Here is a 22,295-nt window from a genome sequence, read left to right on the forward strand (position 1 = left end):
GGAACGTCACTCGAACAGGTGGCGGTGGGCGAGGCTCCAGGCCCGCCGCCGACGGCAGGCCAGGGCCGGATCAAGCACACCGTCACTCCGGTGAGCCTCGACGACATCAACGGCGATCTCGACGCGCTGGGCCGGGGCGAGGTGATCGGGCGCCAGGTCGTCGTCTCGACTGACGGCGGTCAGCTCTTCACGCGAACCCGGCGCCGCCACGATCGTCTTCCGTCACCGGCCGCCGATGCGGCGGCGCACGTACGCCGAGAGCTGGTCCACGGCCACCACGAGCACCATGACGATCGCCAGGTGCGTGACCATCTCGTCGAACCGGAACAGTTTGATCGACTGGTTGACCAGGAAGCCGATGCCGCCGGCTCCCACGAGGCCGAGCACCAGCGACGAGCGCACGTTCACGTCGAAGCGGTAGAGCAGCAGCCCGACGAACTGCGGGATCACCGCGGGCAGCACGGCGTGCGCGGCGGCCTGGACGCCCGACGCTCCGCCGACGCGCAGCGCGTCACGCGGGCCGAGGTCGGTCTCCTCCATCGCCTCGGCCCACAGCTTCCCCATCACCCCCGTGTTGTGGAAGATCAGAGCCAGCACGCCGGCGAACGGGCCGAGGCCCACGGCGGTGACGAAGACCAGCGCGAAGACCACGTCGGGCACGGCGCGCAGGAACGACAGCAGCGAGCGGGCCGCCTGGTAGGCCCAGCGGCCCGGCGCCGTCGTGCGCGCGGCCAGCAGGGCGAGCACGAGCGCGAACGGCACCGAGAACGTGGTGCCCAGCAGGCCGATGCCCAGCGTGACCAGCGCCGCCCGCAGGCCGGGCAGCAGCACCCCGTCCCACGACAGGTCCGGCGGCAGGGACTGGCCGGCGAAGTCCGCCATGCCGCGCCAGCCCTGCACGAGGGCGGCGGGGGAGAACTCGGTGCCGTTCCAGGCCAGCACGTGGGCGATCACGACGGCCACGGTGATGGTGGCGGTGGCCGTGGTGACGGGCCGTCGGCGGGGCGGGGTGAGGCGGGTGTCCGGGGGGATCGTGCCCGCGGGGGTGCTCATCGGGGCTCCCGGTCGGCGTGGCGGAGATCAGGGGTGTACGCGTGGCGGTCGTGGTCGTCGGCGTCGGCGTCGGCGTGGCCGTCGCGGTCGCGGTCCGGGGCGTACAGGGTGGCGAGGTCGGCGGCGGTGAGCGTGGCGGCCGGGGTGTCGAGCGTGGCCCGGCCGTGCAGCAGGCCGGCCACCCGGTCGGCGTGGCGGCGGGCCAGGTCCGGCTGGTGGAGGACGGCGGCCACGGCCAGGCCCTGCTCGTGGGCCAGGTCGGCCAGGAGGGCGACGACCTGCTCGGCCGCGGCCGGGTCGAGGGCGGAGACCGGCTCGTCGGCCAGGATGATCTCCGCCCGCTGGCACAGGGCACGCGCGATGGCGACCCGCTGGCGCTGGCCGCCCGACAGCCGTCCGGCCGGCTCGGCGGCCCGGTCCGCCATCCCGACCCGGTCCAGGCAGAGCATGGCCTCCTCGCGCAGCTCCCGCGGGAACAGGATCGGGGCGAGCGAGCGGTGCAGCGGCAGCCGTCCGAGAGCTCCGGCGCAGACGTTGTCCAGCGCGGTGCGGCGGTGCACGAGGTGGATCTGCTGGAAGATCATCGCCATGCGGCGGCGCAGCGGCGCCGTGTCGGCGGGCCGGCCGCGGACCAGGATCTCGCCCGCGTCGGGGCTCTCCAGGCCGACGACGCAGCGCAGCGCCGTGGACTTGCCGCTGCCGTTCGCGCCGAGCAGGGCGAGGAACTCGCCGCGCGCCAGGCTCAGGTCCAGGCCGTCCAGGACGGTCCTGCCCGAGAAGGACTTGCGCAGCCCGCGCACGGCCAGCGCGGGCGCCGCGGAGACGGCCACCGCCTGCGGCGAGGTCGTCGTCATACGTCCTTCTCCGTCAGGCCGAGCGCGGCGGCCAGGTCGAACAGCGGCTGGTACGTCTCCTTGCCCACCGCCACGAGCGGCCCGGGCGGGTCGACGTCGAGGAACGCGCCGACCTTGGCGACGTCCTGAGGGCCGAGCTCCAGCAGCGCCGAGGTGATCGCCTGGCGCAGGGCCGGGTCGAGCTTGCCGTGCACGGTGATCGGGTCGTTCGGGACGGGGTCGGAGGTCCAGATCCGACGGTACGCGGCCGGGTCGAAGCCGCCCTCGGCCTTGGCGATGGCGAGCTGCTGGCTGTTGATCTCGGCGGCTTCCACCTTGCCGTTGGCCAGCGCGAGCAGCGCCTCGGGGTGACCGCCCGCGTAGTCGATCCGCACGTCGGACTCGGCCAGGCCCTGCGTCTTCAGCGCGTAGCGGGGCAGGGCGTCGCCCGAGGTCGAGCCGGGGCTGGACAGCGCCAGCGACCTGCCCTTCAGGTCCTTGACGGAGGTGATCGGCGAGTCGGCGGGCACCCAGATGCCGGCGGTGTAGGTGGTCAGGGCGCCCTTGGCGTCGGCGAAGGAGGCGACGGGCCGGGCGTCGGCCCTGGTGCTGGCGAAGACGTAGCCGAGCGGGCCGAACTGGGCCATTTCGAGCTGGCCGTTGCGCATGGCCAGCACCTCGGCCGAGTAGTCCTCGACGATCTTCAGCTCGACCGGGCAGTTCAGGCTCTTCTGCAGCGCGGCGGCCAGGGTCTCGTAGGCCGGCTTGAGCTTGGCGGGGTCCTCGTACGGCTCGACGCCGAAGCGGATCTTCCCGTTCGGGCAGGTGGCGGAGCCGGTCGCGGCGGTGTCGCCGCCGCAGCCGGTCAGCAGCAGGGCGGGGAGCACGGCCAGGGCGGCCAGGGCAGGTCGTGCACGCATGGGTGGGTGTTCTCCTCGGAGGGGGTTCGCGGGGGTGGTCAGGCCAGCAGGTCGTCGAGGACCTCGGGGGCCAGGCCCAGGGCGGTGGTCATGCCGATGCCGGAGGTGACCGACACGACGCGCACGCCGGGCATGGGGGCGGCGATCAGGAACGGGTCGGGCGCCGAGGCGTAGACGCCGCGCCACCGCTCGCGCACCGACAGCCGCTCTGCGCCCAGCAGGCGGGCGCTCTCGGCCAGGATGTGCCGGTCGAGGTCGTCGTCGCCGAACGGCTCGGGCGTGACGGCGTAGGCGTGGGTGTCGCCGATGGTGAGGTCGCCGCCGGGGCGCTGGGTGAACATGAGGTTCAGGCCGATGCCGGTCAGCTCCGGGTGCTCGCTCTCCAGGCGGGCGCGCAGGGCGGGCCGCGTCGGGCAGGCCGCGAAGCCGCCGTAGCGCAGGAGCGAGAAGCCGGACAGCACCGCCGGCTCGACGCGGCGGCCGTGCGGGTCGGCCACGCGCAGCATGCGCAGCACGCAGCGGCGCAGCCCGGCGCGCTCGGCCAGGCCGGGGAAGTGCCGGTCGACGTCATGGCCGACGGCGATGACGACGTGCCGGGCCCTGATCCGGCCCCGGCTGGTGGTCACCAGGCCGGGCTCGACGAGGTGCGCGGAAGTGGCCCAGTGGAAGCGCACGCCCTGGCCGGCCAGCCAGGCGGCGATGGCGTGCACGGCCTGGCGCGGGTCCACGCGCACGTCCAGCGGCAGCCAGGCGCCGCCGACCACGCCGGGGCCGACCGGCACCCGTTCGGCCACGCGGCGGGCGTCGAGCAGCACGGCCTGGCCGTCGCGGGCGGCGGCGAACTCGCGCAGCACCGCGTACTCGTCGTCGGCGCGGGCGACCACCACGGTGCCGCTCTCGTCGAGCCGGAACCCGGCCTCCCCGGCCAGGCGCAGCCAGGCGGTCCTGGCGGCCATCGCGTACCGCAGGGCCTGGCCGTGCTGGGCGGTGAAGCAGCCGTGCCCGAAGTTGCGCACGGAGGCGCCGACGGCGCGCTCGTCCCGCTCGACGACCACGACGGACAGGCCGCGGGCCACGGCGTCCACGGCGTGGGCCAGCCCCACGATGCCCGCGCCGACGACCACGAGATCGGCCGCGTCGAGAGACGTGTCCCACGGCAGATGACTTGTCATGATAAGTACGCTGCCGCTCGCGGTCCGGCGACGTCAATCCCCCAGCGGACATGTCACCTTGCGTTTGCCTTCATGTCATTTATGCAGGTGAGCATGGTTTTATATGGATGGCGAGACTTCCGGCGAATGTCCGAGCTCCTGTATGGTCAAGTGCCATGGACGCACCTCTCCACGAACGCGTCGCGTCGGATCTGCGCCGCCGCATCAGCACCGGCGAGCTGCCGGTGGGCTCCGCCGTCCCCTCGGAGTCGCACCTGTGCGAGCAGTGGGGCATCTCGCGGGGCCCGATCCGCCAGGCGCTGGCCACGCTGCGCGCCGAGGGCCTCATCGGCGGCGGTCGCGGCAAGCCGCCGGTGGTCCGCAGCCAGAGCATGTCGCAGCCGTTCGAGACCTTCCTGTCGTTCTCGCGGTGGGTGGAGCTGATGGGCCGCACGCCGGGGCAGCGCACGCTCGAGATCGCCCGCCGCCCGGCCACCCCCGAGGCGTGCGACGCGCTCGGCCTGGAGGAGGGCGAGCCCGTCGTGCAGATGTTGCGGCTGCGGCTGATGGACGACCTGCCCGCCATGGTGGAGCGCACCACGTTCGTCTGGCCCGTCGGGCGGCTGCTGTTCGACTTCGACTGCGACTCCGGGTCGGTCTTCGCCCACCTGAGCTCGTGCGGCGTGGACCTGAGCCGGGCCCGTCACACCATCGACGCGGTCGGCGCCGACGAGACCGACGCCGGGCTCCTCGGCATCCCGCGCGGCGCGCCCCTGCTGCGCGAGCGCCGCCAGACCTCCTCCGCCTCCGGCGAGCCCGTCGAGTTCTCCGACGACCGCTACCGGCCCGACCTGGTCTCGTTCACCATCGACAACTCGCAGCAGGCCCGCCCGGCGCTGCTGCGCAGCCCCAGCGACCTGCTTCCCGCCCGAGCCCCGCAAGGAGAAACGCCGTGATCGAACTGGCGGTCCTGGACATCGCCGGCACCACCGTGGAAGAGCACGGCGCCGTCTACCTCGCCCTGGAGGAGGCCGTACGGGCCGCGGGCGGCGCCCCGTCCGCCGCCGACATCAGGCGCTGGATGGGCGCCGACAAGCGCGAGGCGATCACCGCGCTGCTGACCGGCGCGCCGGGCGGCCAGGGGGCCGAGCCGCCGAGCGGCGGCCCGCGGGCCGAGCCGGCGGGCGGCTCGCGGGCCGGGGCGCCGGACGGGCGGCCGTCCGAGGAGGTCGTGGACGCCGCGTTCGCGGACTTCCGCGCCCGGCTGGGCGCGGCCTACGCCGCCCGGCCGCCCGCGCCGCTGCCCGGGGTGCCCGAGGCGATCGCCGAGCTGCGGGCCGCGGGCGTCAAGGTGGCGCTGACCACCGGGTTCGACCGCGAGGTGACCACGGCGCTGCTGGCGGCGATCGGCTGGGAGCACGGCGTCCTGGACGCGGTGGTGTGCGTGGACGACGTCAGGGCGGGCCGGCCGGCGCCGTACATGATCTTCCGGGCGATGGAGGCGACCGGCGTGAGCGACGTGGGCCGCGTCCTGACCGCCGGCGACACCGTACGCGACCTGGAGGCCGGCACCAACGCCGGCGCCCGCATCGTGGCCGGGGTGCTCACGGGCAGCCAGGACGCCGCCACCCTCGGCGCCGTCCGCCACACCCACCTGCTGCCGGGCGTGGCGAGCATCCCCGGCCTGCTCCGCCTGCGCTGAACCGGCCTCAGCGGCCGATCAGGTCGAGCTGCAGGTAGTCGAGGTTGAAGTTCTGGTACGCGTCCTGCGGCATGCGCAGCACCAGCTCGTGCGTGCCCCTGGCCAGGCGGCGGCGCTCCAGGGGCTGGAGCGTCAGGGCGTCGTGGCTGGTGGTGTTCGCGATCGGGGCGGCCGTGCCGGTGCCCGACCCCCAGTCGAGCACGACGGTGCCGGCCGGGGAGTACGGCGAGGAGACGCGGGCCGAGACCTGGTACAGGCCCGCCTTCTTCACCTCGAAGCGGTACTTCAGCCACTCGCCGCCGCGGATCCAGTTCACCGCGATCGCGCCGTCGAGGTCGCAGATGTCCACGCCCTCCTCGGGGCGGGCCACGGTGCAGCGGTTCGGGTCGAGGTCGTGGTAGCCGACGCCCTCGCCGCCCGGCGCGTAGTCCTCGCCCTCGACGCGGACGGTGCGGTGGCCCGGCTGACGGCCGTAGCGCGCCAGGTCGCCGCCGTCGCGCCAGTAGTCGAGCGCCTCGACGTTGTCGGTCTGGATCATGTTCGCGCCGTACGTCCCGGCGAGCGCGCGCCAGCCGAGGTTCTCGTCGCGCAGGGACGCCTCGTCGGTGTGCCTGGCGGCCAGGCCGTACCACATGCTGTTGATCCAGACCCGGCTGTGCTGCGCGATCTTCTCCAGCGTCGCCGGCGCGACCTGCGGGTCCTCGGGCTTGTCGAAGACGACCTCGTACGCCACGGGCTGGCGGCCGGGGAACGTGCCGACGGCGCCGGCGGTGGCGTCGTCGATGATGTGCATGTAGAGGATCTCCGGGTCCCCGGCCATGAAGGCGGCGGCCTCCTCGACCGTGGGTGCGCCCTTGAACAGGCCGTGGTCCACGGTGCCGGTGCTCCTCAGCACCTCGTACATCTGCTCCCTGACGGGCCAGCCCTTGTCCAGGTTGACCAGCGCGCGGCCCTTGACGGCGCGCATCGCCTCCTCGAACGTCGGCACGGTGTGCTCGGTGACCGCGGCCTGCCTGCCGCCCAGGCCCTGCCTGAGGTGGAGCGCCCTGATCTGGGCGAGGGTCAGGTCGGCGACCCGGCCGGTGCCGTCGGTGGTGCGGTCGACGGTCTCGTCGTGCATGAGCACGAGGTGGCCGTCCTTGGTGGGCCGCACGTCGATCTCGACGATCTCGGCGCCGTCCGCGACGGCGGCGCCGATCGCGGCCAGGGAGTTCTCCGGGGCGTCGCGCCACTGCCCGCGGTGGGCGGCGATCATGAGCGGCGCCCCGGGGCCGTGCTTGAGCAGCTGCGCGTGGATGCGGCCGAACCTGTCAGGGGTGGCGGCGGCCGCGGTGGCCGGGGGGAGCGAGGTGAGGGTCACGGCGGTCGCCAGGGTGGCCAGGCCCGTGGCGGTCAGGCTACGGCGGAACTTCCGAATCATGGACATAAACCCTTTAAGGGGGATATGTCGCCCGGATGAACGGACAGCAGACGCTCGCGCAATCACCGGTGATCTTGTGAAGGGCGGGACACCACCCCGTGGTAGTGCGGCAGGTCGAGCGGCGGCACAGGGAAGCCACCGGCCGCCGGCTCCTCGGACAGTTGCGCGAACTCGGCGTCCACCTGTGCCTTCCTGGCCTCCTTGCGCCGCTGGTTCACGGTGTCGAACCGCATCCAGATGGCCAGCGCGGCGATCACGATGACCACGCCCAGCCCGATGCCGATCGTCCGGTTCTCGGGGTTGACCACGACGTTGCGCACCGCGGCCACCAGCAGGATCCAGGCCAGGTTGACCGGGATCAGCACCTTCCAGCCCAGCGACATCAGCTGGTCGTAGCGCACCCGCGGCAGCGACGCGCGCACCCACACGATGAAGCAGAACGTCAGCACGAACTTGATGAAGAACCACAGCACCGGCCACCAGCCCTGGTTGGCCCCCTCCCACAACGAGATCGGGAACGGAGCCCGCCAGCCACCCAGGAACAGGGTGACCGCGATGCCCGAGGCGGTGAAGGTGTGCAGGTACTCGCCCATCATGATGAGCGCGAACTTCAGCGACGAGGAGTACTCCGTCTGGAACCCGCCGACCAGCTCGCCCTCACCCTCCGGCAGGTCGAACGGGATGCGCGCGGCCTCACCGAACATGCACACCACGTAGACCAGGAAGGACGGGATCAGCAGCACCGCGAACCAGGTCTGCTCCTGCGCCTTGACGATCTCGGAGGTGGACAGCGTCCCGGCGAACAGGAAGATCGCCACGAACGACAGGCCCATCGCGATCTCGTAGGAGACCACCTGGGCCGCCGAGCGCAGCCCGCCCAGCAGCGCGTACGGCGAGCGCGACGACCACCCGGCCAGCACCACGCCGTAGACCGACACCGCGCCCATGGCCAGCATGAACAGCACCGCCACCGGCAGGTCCACCAGCTGCAGCGGCGTCTCCACCCCGAACAGGTTCACCACCGGCCCGAACGGCACGATCGAGAAGGCCAGGAACGCCGGCACCACCATGATCACCGGCGCGAGCAGGTAGAGCACCTTGTCCACGGTCCGCGGGAAGACGTCCTCCTTCAGGCCCATCTTGATCGCGTCGGCGACCGACTGCAGCAGGCCGAACCTGCCCGCCCGGTTGGGGCCGTAGCGGTGCTGCATCCGCGAGATGAGCTTGCGCTCGAACCAGACCCCGAAGACGACCCCGAGCCCCAGGAAGGCGAACAGCATCACGGCCTTGACCACGATGATCCAGAGGGGGTCGTGGCCGAAGTCGGCGAGGGTGGGGCCGGCCGCGAGAACCCCTGTCGCGAGCGCCGTCGTCCCGGTGGGCGTCATGAACGGGCACGCTAGTGCGGGGGCCGCCCGGTGTCTTGAACGAATGCGAACAGCTGCTTCGGCGTCATCCCCGCCATCGCGCGGACCTCCCGCGCCAGGTGCGACTGGTCGGCGTAGCCGCACGCGACCGCCCGGTCCAGCGTGGCCGAGGGGCGGCTCAGCGCGTGCACCGCCCGCTGGAAGCGGGCGACCCTGGCCACCGTCTTGGGCGTCAGGCCCACCGCCCGGCGGAATCCCAGCTCGAGGTAACGGCGGCTGACGCCCAGCTCACCGGCCAGCGCCTCGACCGTGACCCGCCCGCCCGCCCCTTGCGCGCGTCCGTCCGGCTCCTGCAGCCGTCGCCAGGCGTGCATGACCAGGCCGTCGGAGCCCGCGGCGGCGGCGGGGCGCAGCGCCGCCGTCAGCCACCGCTCCAGCACGCCGAAGCGCGCCGCCCAGCCCGGCTGCTCCGCCAACCGGCCGGTCAGCTCGTCGGCGCGGGCGGCACCGAGGAGATCCGCCAGGGGGACGGCCGCGCCGGCCACCTCGCACATGGGCGTCCCGAGCAGCGCCGACATCCCGGCAGGGGTGAGCCCCACCGCCACCCCGTGACGCCAGACAGCACGGGGCGAGAGCGTCACGGCGCTCCGGGGGCCGGTGAGGATCGGGCCCGCGCCGGCGAAGTCGACGATCAGGGTGGCCGCGTTGAGCGGCAGCATCCTGGTGGGCGGCTCCGATCCCCCCGGTCCGGCCCGGAAGCCCGCCCAGCCCAGCACGTAGGGGCGCAGGCGCGGCCCCGACGCGACGGCGACGGACCGGTACGGCCCGGGCCGCGGTTCCCCGGGCAGCGAATGGATCGACATCACACCACCCATCCTGCGGCCAATTGTGCGGTCCGCGTGCGCGGGCCACATCGGAGGGCCACATCGGAGGGCCACATCGGAGGGCCACATCGGAGGGCAGGCGGCTAGACCGCATCTCCCTGCCGCGCGCGCGGGGTGTTTGTTGCTTCGCGGCGAGTTCAGGGGACGTCGTTCCGTGCAACGTATCCGGTATGACGGCAAAGACGAAGAAATCCTGCTCGTGCGGACACGGATCCTCCTGCTCATGCTCCAGCAGCTGTAGCTGCGGCTGCAACTCCTGATCCCCAGCCCCGGTACGCGGGCCCGGACGCCGGCGAGCTCCAGCGGGCAGAGCACAGAGCCGTGCTCGCGGAACCGCGGCGCGGAGCCGGTGGACGAGAGTGTCGATGCCGACCTTCCCGGACGTGGCGACGCCGCCACGCTCCTGGACCGGCGTCACGCCGGCGATCGTCCGGCCAGGCACGCGTACGCGGGAGACTCCGGGTCGGCCGCCGCGGGAACCGACACGGCCATCCCGGGCGCCGGGAACCCGGCCTCGCGCGAGACCGATCGCGAGCCGGTCACCGGCGTCCGGGGTGCGGCCACCCCGCGGGACCGCCGGGAACCGCCGTCACGGGCGGGCGGCCGATCGTGCGCGAGAGCGTCGCGTGCCGGTGACCGGCGGCCCTTCATGCGCGGAGCCGCCGCCCCCTGATGGGCAGGCGTGCCCGGCAGGAGCTATCTTCGGACAGCGTGATCGACTGGTATCCGAAGGCAGAGCCGTACGACAGCGGCATGCTCCCCGTCGGCGACGGAGCCGAGATCTACTGGGAGACCTGCGGCAACCCGGCGGGCAAGCCCGCGCTGTTCCTGCACGGCGGCCCCGGCGGCGGCCTGCTTCCCGACCACCGGCGCTTCTTCGACCCGGACGCGTACCGCATCGTGCTGTTCGACCAGCGCAACTGCGGCCGCAGCCGGCCCGGCGCCGGCGACCCGTCGGTCTCGCTGCGGCACAACACCACACCCCACCTGGTCGCCGACATCGAACGGCTGCGCGAGCGGCTCGGCGTCGAGCGCTGGCTGGTCTTCGGCGGGAGCTGGGGCACGACCCTCGGGCTGGCGTACGCGCAGGCCCACCCGGACCGCGTCACCGAGCTCGTGCTGCGCGGGGTGTGGCTCGTCCGTCCGGGGGACGAGGCGTGGTCCTTCACGCCGTCGGGGGCGGCGCACCTGTTCCCGGCCGAGTGGGCGGCCTTCGTCGCCCCGATCCCCGGTGACGAGCGCCACGACCTCGTCGCCGCCTACGGCCGGCGCATCGGCGACCCCGATCCGGCCGTGCACGTGCCCGCGGCCCGGGCCTGGATGGGGTGGGAGCTGTCCGCGAACACGCTGCTGCCGGTGGCGCCGCCCGGCCTCGACGACGCCGCGCTGGTGGCCTTCGCCCGTATCACACACCACTACATCGCGAACGGGTGCTTCCTGCCGGAGGAGGGCCTTCTGGCGGGCATCGACCGCATCCGCCACATCCCGGCGGTCATCGTCAACGGCCGCTACGACATCAAGACGCCGCCCGGCCAGGCGTGGGCGCTGCACCAGGCCTGGCCGGAGGCGGAGCTGCGGATCGTCGAGGACGCCGGGCACGGCGGCTCCGAGCCGGGCATCCGCAGCCTGCTGATCCAGGCCACCGACCGCTTCCGGCCCTGACCGCGGGCATCCGCACGGGCCCGCACCGGAGAGACCCCGGCCCCGCCTAGGGGCGCCCGTTCAGGGTGTCGAGGAAGCGTTGCTCGAACGCGGCGGTGTCGGCGGCGATGCCGTACCAGAGCGGGCCTCCCGACGGTGACAGGAACGTGCGCCCGGCCGACGGGCCGCTCGGCACCACGTCCACCTTCCCGTACGTGAACCGCACGTGCCCGGGCCGGACGGCGCTCATCGCGGCGAGCGGGTCCCACCAGTAGAGCAGGGCCTGCTCGATCAGGGGCCGCACCTCGGGATGGGTGACGATCTCCAGGACGGTGTCCGCGGCCGGCGTGCGGTGGTCGGCGGCGAGCCGGTCCAGGAAGGCGCCGGTGATCGGCACCTCGTTGGCGGCGTCCAGCGACACCATGCGCACGGCGCCCCGGCTCCCGGTGAGCACGGCCCGCGCGGCGGCGGGGTCGAGCCAGTAGTTGAACTCCTGCGTCCCGTCGAACTCGGGCGGCGTGCCGCAGCACAGGTTCCCCGGGACGTGCACGGCGCCGCCCATCGAGGTCAGCCGGGAGGCGGAGGCGGGCAGGGCGGCGGCCAGGTTCGTGAGCGGGCCGGTGGCGATGATCTGGGTCGAGGGGTCGGCCCTCAGCAGCTTCCTGATCAGCTCGGGCGCGCGGACCGCCGACGGTGTCTCGTCGCCCGCGCAGCCGGGAGTGGCGGCCGTCAGCACCCGGTCGAAGAGCTGCCGCAGGTCGGCGGGGAAGGAGTTCGGGCCGGCGCCGGAGCCGTCGGCGATCCGTACGCCGCTCAGGCCGAGCCGCTCGGCCAGGCACCTGGCGTGGCGGATCGCCCGGCCGGGTAAGCCCGCGCCGCTGTTCGTGACGGTGATGGCGCGCAGCTCGATGCGGCCCGCCCGGTGCTCCTGGGAGAGGTAGGCCAGCGTCGCGGCGTCGTCGAAGTCCATGTCGGTGTCGAAGACGACGGCGGGGGGACCGGCGTGGGCGGCGGTCGCGGGGAGCACGGCCAGGGTCAGGAGGAGAGCCAGCAGGAGTCTTTTCATGAGATTCCCGGAATGTGTGGATTGATCGGTACGGGTTCCAGTCAAACCCGGAGCTGTTTCATTTCGCACTCATCGCCGCCGTTGCATGACAGGGGCGTCACCTGTCAAACTGGTGATGTGAACCATGTCTTCCTGTGTGGCAACCCCGCGCTCGACTTCGCCTGCACGGTGCGCGCCCGCCGTACGTCGCGCTTCGAGACGCTGGACACCCCGGCCACGCTCGACTCCTGGTACGTGGAGTGCGGCCTGGTCGACGCGGCGCCCTCCTGCCAGGAAGGGGATCTCGCGCGGGCCGTGGCGGTGCGGGAGGCCATCTACGCGCTGGTCACCGCCCGGCTCGCGGGCGACGGCTACGACGAGCGGGCGCTCGCGCTGGTGAACGAGGCGGCCCGCACGCCGCCCGCGACGCCCCAGCTCACCGCCGGCGGCCGGTGGACGGAGGCGACTCCTGAGCAGGCGCTGTCCACGGTGGCGCGGCACGCCATCGAGCTGCTCAGCGGGCCGGACGTGCCGCTGATGAAGGAGTGCGCCAACCCCGAGTGCACCAAGGTCTTCATCGACCGGTCGCGTGGCGGGCGGCGGGAGTGGTGCGGCATGGAGTCGTGCGGCAACAAGATCAAGGCGGCGGCGTACCGGGCCCGCAAGAAGCAGGCGGCCACCGCGCACTGACGCTGACGCCGCCTCTGAACGGCGGGCCGGTGCGCTGACGTCGCTGACGGTCGGCGCGGTCGGCGCGGGCGGTGCGGCTCGCGGGCGGTGCGGCTCGCGGGCGTCGGGTCGGTGCGCTGGCGCGGCTCGCGGGTGGCGGAACGGCCTACAAGTCTGGATTTATCCCGCTAAGGTGCATGGGGTCCGTCCCGGCCGTCACAGGAGTCACGCCGCCCATGCCCCGTGCCGAACCGCTGCGCCCGGGCGATCCCGAGGCGATCGCCGCCTACCGGATCGCCGGGCGGCTCGGCGAGGGCGGCCAGGGCGTCGTCTACCTCGCCCAGGCGCCGGACGGGCGGCCCGTCGCCGTCAAGGTGCTGCGGGAGTCCGCGCGCGCTGACGACCGGTTCGCCAGGGAGGTCGCGGCGGCGCGGCGGGTGGAGCCGTTCTGCGTCGCGCAGGTGCTCGACGCGTCGACCGGCGGGCGGCCGTACATCGTCAGCGAGTACGTCGAAGGGCCCTCGCTCCAGGAGGCCGGCCGTCACCACGGCGCCGACCTGCAACGACTGGCCGTCAGCACCGCCACGGCGCTGGCCGCCATCCACCAGGCGGGCATCGTGCACCGCGACTTCAAGCCCGCCAACGTGCTGCTCGGCCGCGACGGGCCGCGCGTCATCGACTTCGGCATCGCCCACGCCGCCGACTCCGCGCTCACCGTCACCAGCGGCATCGTCGGCACGCCCGCGTACATGGCGCCCGAGCAGCTCGCGGGCGCGTACGTCGGCCCGGCGGCGGACGTGTTCGCCTGGGCCTCGGTGGTGGTGTTCGCCGGCACGGGCAGGCCGCCGTTCGGCGACGACACGATGCCCGCGGTCATCAACCGCATCCTCAACCACGAACCGTTCCTGGGCGGCCTGCCGGAGCCGCTGCGCCCGATCGTGCACGCCTGCCTCGCCAAGGACCCGGCCGCCCGCCCGGGCATGCAGGACGTGCTGTTACGCCTCCTCGGCGCGAGCCACCCGGCCACACCCGCCCCGGGCGGCCATCACGCCGTCCCGGCGGGCACGCTGCCGCCGCGACGGCCGAAGCGGCGCCTGCCCGTGATCGCCGCGCTCTCCGGAGCGCTGGTCGCGTCCCTGGTGACCGGGGTCGCCGTGTGGAACGCGCGCTCGGCCGAGGAACCCGTCACCCCCGTGCTGGCCGCCGACTCCGGCGAGCCGTCCCCTTCGCCCGCCAGAAGCAGGAAACGGGCCCGCACCCCGTCCCGATCCAGCCCCACGAGCACGCCGACCGTGAGGGTCACCCGCCCGACCCCGACCCCGTCCCGGGCGCGCACGACAGCCCGCCCCACCCCGTCGAAGCGTCCGGCGACCACCCGCCCGGCACCCACCGCGAGCCGGACCAAGGCGGCGACGGCCGCCTCCTTCAGCCTCTCCTACGTGCGCGTCGCCGGCAGCTCGAAGATCAACACCGAGGGCGTCACCTGCTACAGCGGCACACTGGGCTTCGGCATCGGCCTGGACGCGAGCCGGGCGGGCGCCCCGTTCTCCTACCAGTGGATCGTGGACGGCCAGGTCATCGAGAGCGGCTCCAGGAAGATCCCCTCCTACGGCAGGAGCGACTACTTCGGCTCGAAGAAGCAGATCGCCCCCGAGCTGGGCTCCACCCACACGGTCGTCTTCCAGCTCACCTCCCCGGTCCGCAAGAGCATCTCGACCGACTGGACCATGTGCTGACCACCCCGGGAGCTCACCCGGCGGCGCCGCGCATCTCCTCCTCGATGTCGCGCGCCGTCACGGCCAGCGCGCCGACCAGGCCCGGCAGCCGGTCGCGCGAGAACCGCGTGGTGGGCATCGACACCGACACGGCCGCCTGCGCCGTGCCGTCCATGCCGCGCACGGCCCGGCCGACGGCGGTGACGCCCGCCTCGGTCCTGCCCGCGTTGATGGCGAAGCCGCGCTCCCGGGTGGTGCGCAGCTCGCGGCGCAACGCCACCAGGTTGGGCCGCTGGTCGGGCCGGTCGGCCCACTTGTCCTCGCTGTAGAGCATGTCGAGCCGTTCGGGCGGCAGGTCGGCGAGCATGACCTTGCCGCCGGAGGCCAGGTGGGCGGGGAAGACCATGCCCTCGCGGTTGCCCACGCGCAGCGCCTGGGTGCACTCCACCGTGCCGATGAACCGTACGTGATCGCCGGACAGGATGGTCAGGTTGGCGCTCTCGCGGACCCGCTCGACCAGCGCCGACAGGTGCGGCATGGCGATGGCGCGCAGCCGCGAGGTGTGGGACAGGGAGCTGGCGCCCAGCGAGAGCACGGGCCCGGCCGCGTACCTGCGGTCCTCGAACTGCACCGCGAAATCCCGGTACACCAGCATGGCCAGCAGCCGGTGCGCGGTGGACGGCGCCACGCCGAGCCGCTCGGCGGCCTCGCCGACCCCGAGCGGGCCCTCCACCTGCAGCATCACCGCGAGCTGGAGGGCGTAGTCGACGCTGCGGATGGCGTAGTTGGGTGGATTCTTCACAGCAGAATGTCCTGTTCTTCTGGTACGCCCAGGCTACAAGCTGGCACTACAGCATCGAGCCGCACGCCGACGCCGTGTCACCCACGAAGGAGCCAGCATGACCCAGACCGCGAACCAGCCCGTGCGCCTCGCCGTGGTCGACGCCCCGGACCAGCCGGCCCCGTCGCCCGCGCTGGAAGAGCTGTACCGCGGCTTCGAGCAGGAGCTGCTGGTCCCGCTCTGGACCGAGATCGGCGACCTGATGCCGGCGCACCCGCGCGCCAAGGCCGTCCCGCACCTGTGGCGCTGGGAGCGCCTGCTGACCCTGGCGGACCAGGCCGGCCACCTGGTGCCGGTCGGCCGCGGCGGAGAGCGGCGCGCGATCGCGCTGGCGAACCCGTCCCTGGGCGGCCGGCCGTTCGCCACGCCGACGTTGTGGGCGGCGATCCAGTACCTGATGCCGGGCGAGGACGCCCCCGAGCACCGGCACACCCAGCACGCGTTCCGGTTCGTCGTCGAGGGCGAGGGCGTGTGGACCGTCGTCGGACGCGACCCGGTGCCGATGCGGCGCGGCGACTTCCTGCCCCAGGTCGGCTGGAACTGGCACGCCCACCACAACGGCGCCGCCGAGCCGATGGCCTGGATCGACGGCCTGGACATCCCCTTCCAGTACGCCGTGGACGCGCAGTTCTTCGAGTTCGGCCGCGACCGGATCTCCGACGCCGAGCGCATCACCCCGGACCGTTCCCGCTCCGAGCGGCTGTGGGGGCACCCCGGCCTGCGGCCCGTCTCCGCGCCCGGCCCGCAGCCCGGCACCCCGCTGCTGGCCTACCGCTGGGCCGACACGGACCGCGCGCTGGCCGACCAGCTCGACCTGGAGGCCGAGGGGTACGCGGGCACCGTCGAGCCCGGCCACGCCGCCGTGCGCTACACCAACCCGACGACCGGCGGCGACGTGCTGCCGACCATCAGGGCGGAGATGCACCGGATCCGCGCAGGCGCCGAGACCGCGCCCCGCCGCGAGGCAGGCTCCTCGGTCTACCAGGTCTTCGACGGTAGCGGGCGCGTCACGGTCGGCGGCACCACGTGGTCGGTGACCCGCGGCGACCTGTTCGTCGTTCCGTCCTGGCTGCCGTTCTCGGCCAGGTCCGAGGCCTCGGCGTCCGACTCCGACTCGGGCGCCCTCGATCTGTTCAGGTTCAGCGACGGGCCGGTCTTCGAGGCGCTGCACCTCGACCGCGTCGCCGTGGAAGCCAACGTCTAGTGGAAAGAAACAACGCATGAAGCTCGCCACCATCCGCACCTCCGACGGCCGCACCAGGGCCGTGCGCGTGGACGGGGACACCCTCGTCGACCTCGGCCTCACCGACGTGGGCGAGCTGCTGGCCCAGCCCGGCTGGGCGGAGCGCGCCGCGCAGGCGGACGGCGACGCGGTCGAGAGCGCCGGGTTCGCGCCCGTCGTCCCCCGGCCCGGCAAGATCGTCTGCATCGGGCTGAACTACCGCAAGCACATCCTGGAGATGGGCCGGGAGCTGCCGGAGCACCCGACGCTGTTCGCCAAGTACCCGGAGGCGCTCATCGGCGCGTACGACGAGATCCTGCTGCCGCCCGAGTCCGAGCAGGTGGACTGGGAGGCCGAGCTGGCCGTCGTCATCGGCAGGCGGGTACGCCGGGCCACCGAGGCCGAGGCGGACGCGGCCATCGCCGGGTTCGCCGTGCTCAACGACGTCACCATGCGCGACTGGCAGTACCGCTCCCCGGTCTGGCTGCAGGGCAAGACCTGGGAGGCCAGCACGCCGTTCGGCCCATACCTGGTCACGCCCGGCGACCTGCCCGGCGGCACCCGCCCCTCGCTCACCCTGACCGGTTCGGTGGACGGCGAGGTGGTGCAGCAGGCCGACACCGCGGACCTGGTCTTCGACCCCGTCGCGCTGGTCCGGTACGTCTCCACGATCCTCACCCTCCACCCGGGCGACGTCATCGCGACGGGCACGCCCGGCGGGGTGGGGCACGCCCGCAAGCCCGCCCGCTACCTCGCCGACGGCAGCGTCCTGACCACCGAGATCACCGGCCTGGGCCGCTCGGAGTCCAAGGCCGTGGCGGAGACCCCCGCCGCCGGGCGCCCGGCCTGATGGCCGCCCGGCGGAGCCTGGCCGACAGCCTGCGCTGGACGGCCGAGGGCACGAGGACGTTCTCCGCGACGCTGGCCGGCCTGCCGGACGACCGGCTGGACGCGCCGACGGCGCTGGCCGGCTGGACGGGCAGGCACCTGGTCGCCCACGTCGCCGCCAACGCCGACGCGCTGCTCAACCTGGCGCACTGGGCGCGCACCGGCGAGGAACGGCCGATGTACGCCTCGGCCGCGCAGCGCGACGCCGACATCCAGGCCGGCGCCCAGCGCTCGGCGGCCGAGCTGCGATCCTGGGCCGTGAGCTCCGCGGAGCTGCTCGACCGGCGGCTGTCCGAGCTGGACGAGCGCCAGTGGGGCCACCTGGTCCGCACCGCCCAGGGCCGCACCGTCCCCGCGGCCGAGGTCCCCTGGATGCGGGCCAGGGAGGTCATGGTGCACGCCGTCGATCTCGGCGCCGGGGTGGGCTTCGGCGACCTGCCCGCGGACTTCCTGGCCGCCCTGATCGACGACATCACGGCCAAGCGGTCCGCCGCGGGCGACGGCCCCGCCCTCGCCCTCACGGCGACCGGCCACAGCGGCACCCGGACCGTCCCGGGCGCCGGCGACCCCGTGGAGGTCACCGGCAGGTGGTCCGTCGCGGGCGCCGGCGATCCCGGAGAGGTCACCGGCAGGTGGTCGGTCACGGGCGCCGGCGATCCCGCGGAGGTCACGGCCACCCTCGCCGAGCTGGCGGCCTACCTCTCGGGCCGCGCGGCCGGCCCGGGCGACCGGCCCGCCCCCGCGCTGCCTCGCTGGTTGTAGGCGGCGCAAGCGCAATGATGGAAGGAACCCCTCAGGTGACCAGTAACGACGTCGATGTGATCGTCGTGGGCGGCGGCATCGGCGGCCTGTCCAACGCCCTCGCCCTCACCCGCAAGGGGCTGCGGGTGCGGGTGCTGGAGCGGGCACAGGAGTTCGGCGAGGTCGGCGCCGGCCTGCAGATCGCGCCCAACTGCACGCGCATCCTCGACCGCTGGGGCCTGCTCGACGAGATCACCTCGCTCGGCGTGCTCCCGGAGAACATCGTCATGAAGGACGCCGTCGACGGCAGCGTCCTGACCAGGCTCGACCTGCACGACGTGGAGCGGCGCTACGGCTTCCCGTACATGGTGATCCACCGCAGCGACCTGCACGGCACGCTGCTGCGCGCGTGCAGGGAGGCGGGGGTGGACCTGGTCACCGACGTGGCGGTGACCGGGTACGAGCAGGCGCCGGGCGGCGCGGTCGCCGTGCACGACGGGGGCGGGGAGCACGGCGCGGTGGTGATCGCGGCCGACGGCCTGCACTCGGTGGCCCGGCGGATCCTGAGCGACGACGAGCCGGTCAACTCCGCGTACGTCGCCTACCGGGGCGCCGTGCCGTTCGACCGGGTCGCCGACCTCGACGTGCACACCAAGGACGTGGTCGTCTACGTCGGCCCCCGCTGCCACTTCGTGCAGTACCCCCTGCGCCAGGGGGAGATGTTCAACCAGGTGGCGGTGTTCGAGTCGGGCAGGGCGCTGGCAGGCGAGGCCGACTGGGGCACGCCCGACGAGCTCGACGCGGCCTTCGAGGGCGCCTGCGAGCAGGTGCGGGCCGGGCTGCCGCTGATGTGGCGCGACCGCTGGTGGCGGATGTTCGACCGTGACCCGATCATGAACTGGGTCAGCGGCAGGATCGTCCTGACCGGGGACGCGGCGCATCCGCCGCTCCAGTACCTCGCGCAGGGCGCGGTCATGGCCATCGAGGACGCCTGGGTGCTGTCCGAGCACGTGGGCGGGGCGGGGGGCGACTGGGACGCCGCGCTGGCGGCGTACAACGCGGTCCGCACCGAGCACTGCCGCCGCGTGCTGACCACCGCGCGCGCGTGGGGCGAGCTGTGGCACCACGACGGCGACAAGCGGTTGTGGCGCAACGGCGTGCTGCGGGGGCGCGACGTCCACGACTACGCCTACGTGGACTGGCTCTTCGGGCCGACCGCGCTCACCCCCGAGCAGGAGCCGCCCATGTTCCGGACGGGCTGAACGGGAGCCGGGGCGGCCGTGTCATAGTGAGTCATGAGCCAGGAAGCGCCGCCCGTGAAGGACGTCCCCGCCGAGCAGGCCGCCCGCGAGGAGGCCCTGGTCCGGCAGGTGCTGGCGGCCTTCGACGGCACGCCGTCGCCGCGGCTCAGGCAGCTCGTCCAGGCCCTGGCCGGGCACCTGCACGCCTTCGTCCGCGAGACCCGGCTCACCACGCAGGAGTGGGAGGCCGCGATCGGCTTCCTCACCGCGTGCGGGCACATCACCGACGACCGGCGGCAGGAGTTCATCCTGCTGTCCGACGTGCTGGGCCTGTCGATGCAGACGATCGCGGTCAACAACGAGGCGCGCGGCGAGGCGACCGAGGCGACCGTGCTCGGGCCGTTCTTCGTGGAGGGCGCGCCGGAGATCCCGATCGGCGGCGACATGTCCGGCGGCGCCGCCGGTGAGCCGTGCTGGGTGGAGGGCGTCGTCAGGGACACGGCGGGCGAGCCCGTCCCGCACGCCAGGATCGAGGTGTGGGAGGCCGACGCCGACGGCTCCTACGACGTGCAGTACGGCGACGACAGGATCGCGGGCCGGGCCCGCCTCCACAGCGACGACCAGGGCCGCTTCGCCTTCTGGGGCGTCACCCCGACGCCGTACCCGATCCCGTCCGACGGCCCGGTCGGCGACCTGCTGCGGGCCACGGGGCGCTCCCCGATGCGCGCCTCCCACCTGCACTTCATGGTCTCCGCCGAGGGGCTGCGCACGCTCGTGACGCACATCTTCGTCCGCGGCTGCGCCTACCTGGAGCGCGACAGCGTCTTCGGCGTCAAGGAGTCGCTGATCAGGGACTTCGCCAGGCAGGAGGCCGGCACGCCCGCCCCCGGCGGCCGGGAGATCGCCGGGCCGTGGACGCGCGTGCGCTTCGACATCGTCCTGGCCTCCGGAGAGGAGGCCGAGGACACGGGCGCCACCGGCTAGCGGGCCGCCCGTACGTCGGTGTCGATCGGCTCGCCGTTGGCCAGCGCGGTGAACAGCCTGTCCCACAGCGGCATCACGACGTGCGGGGTGTAGCCGTAGGCCGTCTCGGCCGCGGCGGCGCCCAGCCGCAACCGCAGCTCGCGATCGCCCATCGCCCGGCCGAGCGCCTCGGTCAGCGCGGGCACGTTGCGCGGCGGCACCAGCAGCCCGTCCTTGCCGGGCGTCAGCACGTCGGCGGGCCCGGTCGGGCAGTCGAAGGCGACGATCGGCAGGGCGTGGCCCATGGCCTCGATCATGGCCATCGGCAGCCCCTCGATCCGGGAGCTGAGCGCGTAGACCGACGCCTTGGCCAGCTCCTCGTGGATGCGGTTGCTGCGGCCCATCAGCCGGATCCTGTCGCCGGCGCCGGCCTCGTCGATGCGCTTCTGCAGCCGCTCCTTCGAGGGCCCGGTGCCGAAGATGCGCAGCTTCCACTCCGGGTGCTCCTCCGCGGTGGCGGCGAAGGCCGGGATGAGCATGTCGAAGCCCTTCTGCGGCACCAGCCTCCCCACGGCGATCACGATCCGGTTGCTCTGGTCGGAGTGCTTGCGCTCCTCCATGTGCACCGCGTTGGGGATGCGCACCACCGGCGTGCTCTTGAGCACCTTGCGGTACTCACGGCGGCTGGTCTCGGTCAGCACGGCGATCGCGTCGAAGCCGCCGTAGTGGCGGACGATCTGCTCGCGGACCCGCTCGTGGTACGAGGCCAGGTTCATGTGCTCCTGGGCGACGCGGATCACGCTGGAGGAGCCGCGGCGGGCCGAGATCAGGTTCAGCGCGGGGCGGGTGGTGACCAGGATGCCGTCACGCAGGCCGGAGACGTAGTCGATGACCGCGGCCTCGACGCGCTCGGTGAAGTACTCCGCCGCGAACTCCCCGTAAGGGACGATCTTGCCGCGGGCCCGGCGCCACACCTTGCGCGCCAGGGAGTCGGCGGCGATGCCGTCGCGCTGGTCCACCAGCGCCGAGAGCCGCACCCGCGGGTCGATGGCGAACTGTGGCTCGTTCCTGCGCCGGACCACGCTGACGATCTCGACGTCGTGGCCGGCCTCCGCCATGGCGTTGGCCTGGTTGACGACGGTGCGGATGGTGCCGCCCATGCCGTAGGCGTGCAGCAGCATGTAGCGGATCTTCACGTCAGGTACTCCCAGGTCCTGCACATGTCCTTCAGCACGTCAGGGATCTGCTCGGGGCGGGGCAGGTCGCGACCGCGTTGTACCGTTCCGGAGCGGATCTTGTCCTTCCAGTCGCCCAGGCCCTTGGTCACCACGTCGGGAGTGCCGTAGGAGAGCAGCTCGGGCGCCCAGGGCACCTCCAGGAACTCGCAGATGCCGCGGCCGATGCCCTCGGGGTCGGCGGTCAGCTCCTCGTAGCGGACGGTGAGCCCCGGCAGGGCCTTGCGCGCGCGCTGCACGGCCTTCATGTACCGCAGCGCGTCCGCGGCGGCCTCGTCGGGGGTGCGCTTGCCCGGGCTGGCCTCGTGCCAGGAGCTGGCGATCGAGGCGGGATGGCGCAGGAGGAAGACGAACCGCGCGTCCGGCCAGCAGGTGGACAGCCGCTCGTAGGCGAACGCGTTCGCCGGCGTCTTCTCCACGATGAACCGCTTGCCGCTGCGTACCAGCTCCCGGTGGAGCACCCGGTCCCACAGCAGGTGCTCCAGATCGGCCTTGTTGTGGCCGAGTGCCTCCATGGCCTTTTCCGCCAGCGAAGTGTCGAATTCCACTCTCAACCGGCGTACGTGCAGCTCGTGCGGAGCATGCAGGTCCGGGTGAGCGTTGAGCATCGCCCGCAGCAGCGTCGAGCCCGATCGGACCGGCGAGATGATGAACACCGGCGCCTGCACGAGGCGATCGGTCTTCGGATCCGCCGGCGGCCTGAAAGGCGATTCCGGTCGTTTGACCGGGGCCTTTTCCATGACCGTCGTCGTAGCCGCTTGCCC

General features: G+C 73.4%; 22 protein-coding genes. 10 read left to right on the forward strand and 12 right to left on the reverse strand.

What is annotated here, in order from left to right; genetic code table 11:
• Positions 1-6: 6 nt before the first annotated feature.
• From HD597_RS08880 to HD597_RS08900, 5 genes are read right to left on the reverse strand one after another with little or no spacing between them, the layout of a single operon-like run.
• Positions 7-210: a hypothetical protein gene (locus tag HD597_RS08880; RefSeq protein ID WP_253741364.1), complete on the reverse strand. Its 204-nt coding sequence runs from the start codon at positions 208-210 to the stop codon at positions 7-9.
• 12 nt (positions 211-222) lie between these two features.
• Positions 223-1,053, reverse strand: coding sequence for a phosphonate ABC transporter, permease protein PhnE (gene phnE, locus HD597_RS08885; protein WP_253741365.1), 831 nt, complete (start codon positions 1,051-1,053; stop codon positions 223-225).
• Positions 1,050-1,907, reverse strand: coding sequence for a phosphonate ABC transporter ATP-binding protein (locus HD597_RS08890; RefSeq protein ID WP_253741366.1), 858 nt, complete (start codon positions 1,905-1,907; stop codon positions 1,050-1,052). The genes phnE and HD597_RS08890 overlap by 4 nt, the downstream gene beginning before the upstream one ends.
• The gene (locus HD597_RS08895) at positions 1,904-2,806 is read right to left on the reverse strand and encodes a phosphate/phosphite/phosphonate ABC transporter substrate-binding protein (RefSeq protein ID WP_253741368.1); all 903 of its coding nucleotides are present in this window, start codon (positions 2,804-2,806) and stop codon (positions 1,904-1,906) included. Before HD597_RS08895 ends, HD597_RS08890 begins: the two co-directional genes overlap by 4 nt.
• 38 nt (positions 2,807-2,844) lie before the next feature.
• The gene (locus tag HD597_RS08900) at positions 2,845-3,978 is read right to left on the reverse strand and encodes a TIGR03364 family FAD-dependent oxidoreductase (protein WP_253741370.1); all 1,134 of its coding nucleotides are present in this window, start codon (positions 3,976-3,978) and stop codon (positions 2,845-2,847) included.
• 155 nt (positions 3,979-4,133) lie between these two features.
• On the opposite strand from HD597_RS08900, the gene HD597_RS08905 reads away from it, so the two are divergent.
• Both HD597_RS08905 and HD597_RS08910 read left to right on the forward strand, forming a co-directional pair.
• The gene (locus HD597_RS08905; RefSeq protein WP_253741372.1) at positions 4,134-4,913 is read left to right on the forward strand and encodes a GntR family transcriptional regulator; all 780 of its coding nucleotides are present in this window, start codon (positions 4,134-4,136) and stop codon (positions 4,911-4,913) included.
• The gene (locus HD597_RS08910; RefSeq protein ID WP_253741374.1) at positions 4,910-5,659 is read left to right on the forward strand and encodes an HAD family hydrolase; all 750 of its coding nucleotides are present in this window, start codon (positions 4,910-4,912) and stop codon (positions 5,657-5,659) included. The genes HD597_RS08905 and HD597_RS08910 overlap by 4 nt, the downstream gene beginning before the upstream one ends.
• 7 nt (positions 5,660-5,666) lie before the next feature.
• Here HD597_RS08910 and HD597_RS08915 read toward each other — a convergent pair whose 3' ends face one another.
• From HD597_RS08915 to HD597_RS08925, 3 genes are all read right to left on the reverse strand, one after another.
• Positions 5,667-7,079 carry a glycerophosphodiester phosphodiesterase family protein gene (locus tag HD597_RS08915; RefSeq protein ID WP_253741376.1) on the reverse strand — a complete coding sequence of 471 codons (1,413 nt, stop codon included), beginning with the start codon at positions 7,077-7,079 and terminating at the stop codon, positions 5,667-5,669.
• A 62-nt stretch (positions 7,080-7,141) separates the two neighbouring features.
• Entirely contained in the window at positions 7,142-8,467 is a 1,326-nt protein-coding gene (gene nuoH / locus HD597_RS08920) for an NADH-quinone oxidoreductase subunit NuoH (protein ID WP_253741378.1), read from the reverse strand.
• Between the two features lie 11 nt (positions 8,468-8,478).
• Positions 8,479-9,309, reverse strand: coding sequence for a helix-turn-helix transcriptional regulator (locus tag HD597_RS08925; RefSeq protein WP_253741380.1), 831 nt, complete (start codon positions 9,307-9,309; stop codon positions 8,479-8,481).
• 732 nt (positions 9,310-10,041) lie between these two features.
• On the opposite strand from HD597_RS08925, the gene pip reads away from it, so the two are divergent.
• Positions 10,042-10,992, forward strand: coding sequence for a prolyl aminopeptidase (gene pip, locus HD597_RS08930; RefSeq protein WP_253741382.1), 951 nt, complete (start codon positions 10,042-10,044; stop codon positions 10,990-10,992).
• A gap of 46 nt (positions 10,993-11,038) precedes the next feature.
• Here pip and HD597_RS08935 read toward each other — a convergent pair whose 3' ends face one another.
• Positions 11,039-12,037 carry a nucleoside hydrolase gene (locus HD597_RS08935; protein WP_253741385.1) on the reverse strand — a complete coding sequence of 333 codons (999 nt, stop codon included), beginning with the start codon at positions 12,035-12,037 and terminating at the stop codon, positions 11,039-11,041.
• 117 nt (positions 12,038-12,154) lie between these two features.
• Between HD597_RS08935 and HD597_RS08940 the strand changes: the two genes are divergently transcribed.
• Together HD597_RS08940 and HD597_RS08945 are read left to right on the forward strand one after the other, a co-directional pair.
• Complete coding sequence (locus HD597_RS08940; RefSeq protein ID WP_253741386.1) at positions 12,155-12,706, forward strand: CGNR zinc finger domain-containing protein; 552 nt, start codon at positions 12,155-12,157, stop codon at positions 12,704-12,706.
• A gap of 215 nt (positions 12,707-12,921) precedes the next feature.
• On the forward strand, positions 12,922-14,421 hold the full coding sequence (locus tag HD597_RS08945; RefSeq protein WP_253741388.1) for a serine/threonine-protein kinase: 1,500 nt from the start codon (positions 12,922-12,924) through the stop codon (positions 14,419-14,421).
• A 13-nt stretch (positions 14,422-14,434) separates the two neighbouring features.
• On the opposite strand, the gene HD597_RS08950 is transcribed toward HD597_RS08945, so the two are convergent.
• Positions 14,435-15,202: an IclR family transcriptional regulator gene (locus HD597_RS08950; protein ID WP_253741390.1), complete on the reverse strand. Its 768-nt coding sequence runs from the start codon at positions 15,200-15,202 to the stop codon at positions 14,435-14,437.
• A 97-nt stretch (positions 15,203-15,299) separates the two neighbouring features.
• Here HD597_RS08950 and HD597_RS08955 point away from each other — a divergent pair, with 97 nt between their 5' ends.
• The 5 genes from HD597_RS08955 to HD597_RS08975 are packed head-to-tail and all read left to right on the forward strand — an operon-like array spanning position 15,300 to position 20,317.
• The gene (locus tag HD597_RS08955; RefSeq protein ID WP_253741392.1) at positions 15,300-16,445 is read left to right on the forward strand and encodes a cupin domain-containing protein; all 1,146 of its coding nucleotides are present in this window, start codon (positions 15,300-15,302) and stop codon (positions 16,443-16,445) included.
• A 16-nt stretch (positions 16,446-16,461) separates the two neighbouring features.
• Positions 16,462-17,313 carry a fumarylacetoacetate hydrolase family protein gene (locus tag HD597_RS08960; protein WP_253741394.1) on the forward strand — a complete coding sequence of 284 codons (852 nt, stop codon included), beginning with the start codon at positions 16,462-16,464 and terminating at the stop codon, positions 17,311-17,313.
• A complete protein-coding gene (locus HD597_RS08965) occupies positions 17,313-18,113 on the forward strand; it encodes a maleylpyruvate isomerase family mycothiol-dependent enzyme (protein WP_253741396.1) in 801 nt (266 codons plus the stop codon). The genes HD597_RS08960 and HD597_RS08965 overlap by 1 nt, the downstream gene beginning before the upstream one ends.
• Before the next feature lie 35 nt (positions 18,114-18,148).
• Complete coding sequence (locus HD597_RS08970; RefSeq protein ID WP_253741397.1) at positions 18,149-19,354, forward strand: FAD-dependent oxidoreductase; 1,206 nt, start codon at positions 18,149-18,151, stop codon at positions 19,352-19,354.
• Between the two features lie 33 nt (positions 19,355-19,387).
• Entirely contained in the window at positions 19,388-20,317 is a 930-nt protein-coding gene (locus tag HD597_RS08975) for a hydroxyquinol 1,2-dioxygenase (RefSeq protein WP_253741398.1), read from the forward strand.
• Here HD597_RS08975 and HD597_RS08980 read toward each other — a convergent pair.
• Together HD597_RS08980 and HD597_RS08985 are read right to left on the reverse strand one after the other, a co-directional pair.
• Positions 20,314-21,492 (reverse strand): glycosyltransferase family 4 protein, encoded by a 1,179-nt coding sequence (locus HD597_RS08980; RefSeq protein ID WP_253741399.1) that lies wholly within the window; start codon positions 21,490-21,492, stop codon positions 20,314-20,316. The genes HD597_RS08975 and HD597_RS08980 overlap by 4 nt on opposite strands.
• The gene (locus HD597_RS08985) at positions 21,489-22,187 is read right to left on the reverse strand and encodes a sulfotransferase (RefSeq protein ID WP_253741400.1); all 699 of its coding nucleotides are present in this window, start codon (positions 22,185-22,187) and stop codon (positions 21,489-21,491) included. Before HD597_RS08985 ends, HD597_RS08980 begins: the two co-directional genes overlap by 4 nt.
• Positions 22,188-22,295 lie beyond the last annotated feature (108 nt).

The sequence above is a fragment of the Nonomuraea thailandensis genome, from assembly GCF_024172165.1.
GTDB classification, from domain to species: Bacteria; Actinomycetota; Actinomycetes; order Streptosporangiales; family Streptosporangiaceae; genus Nonomuraea; species Nonomuraea thailandensis.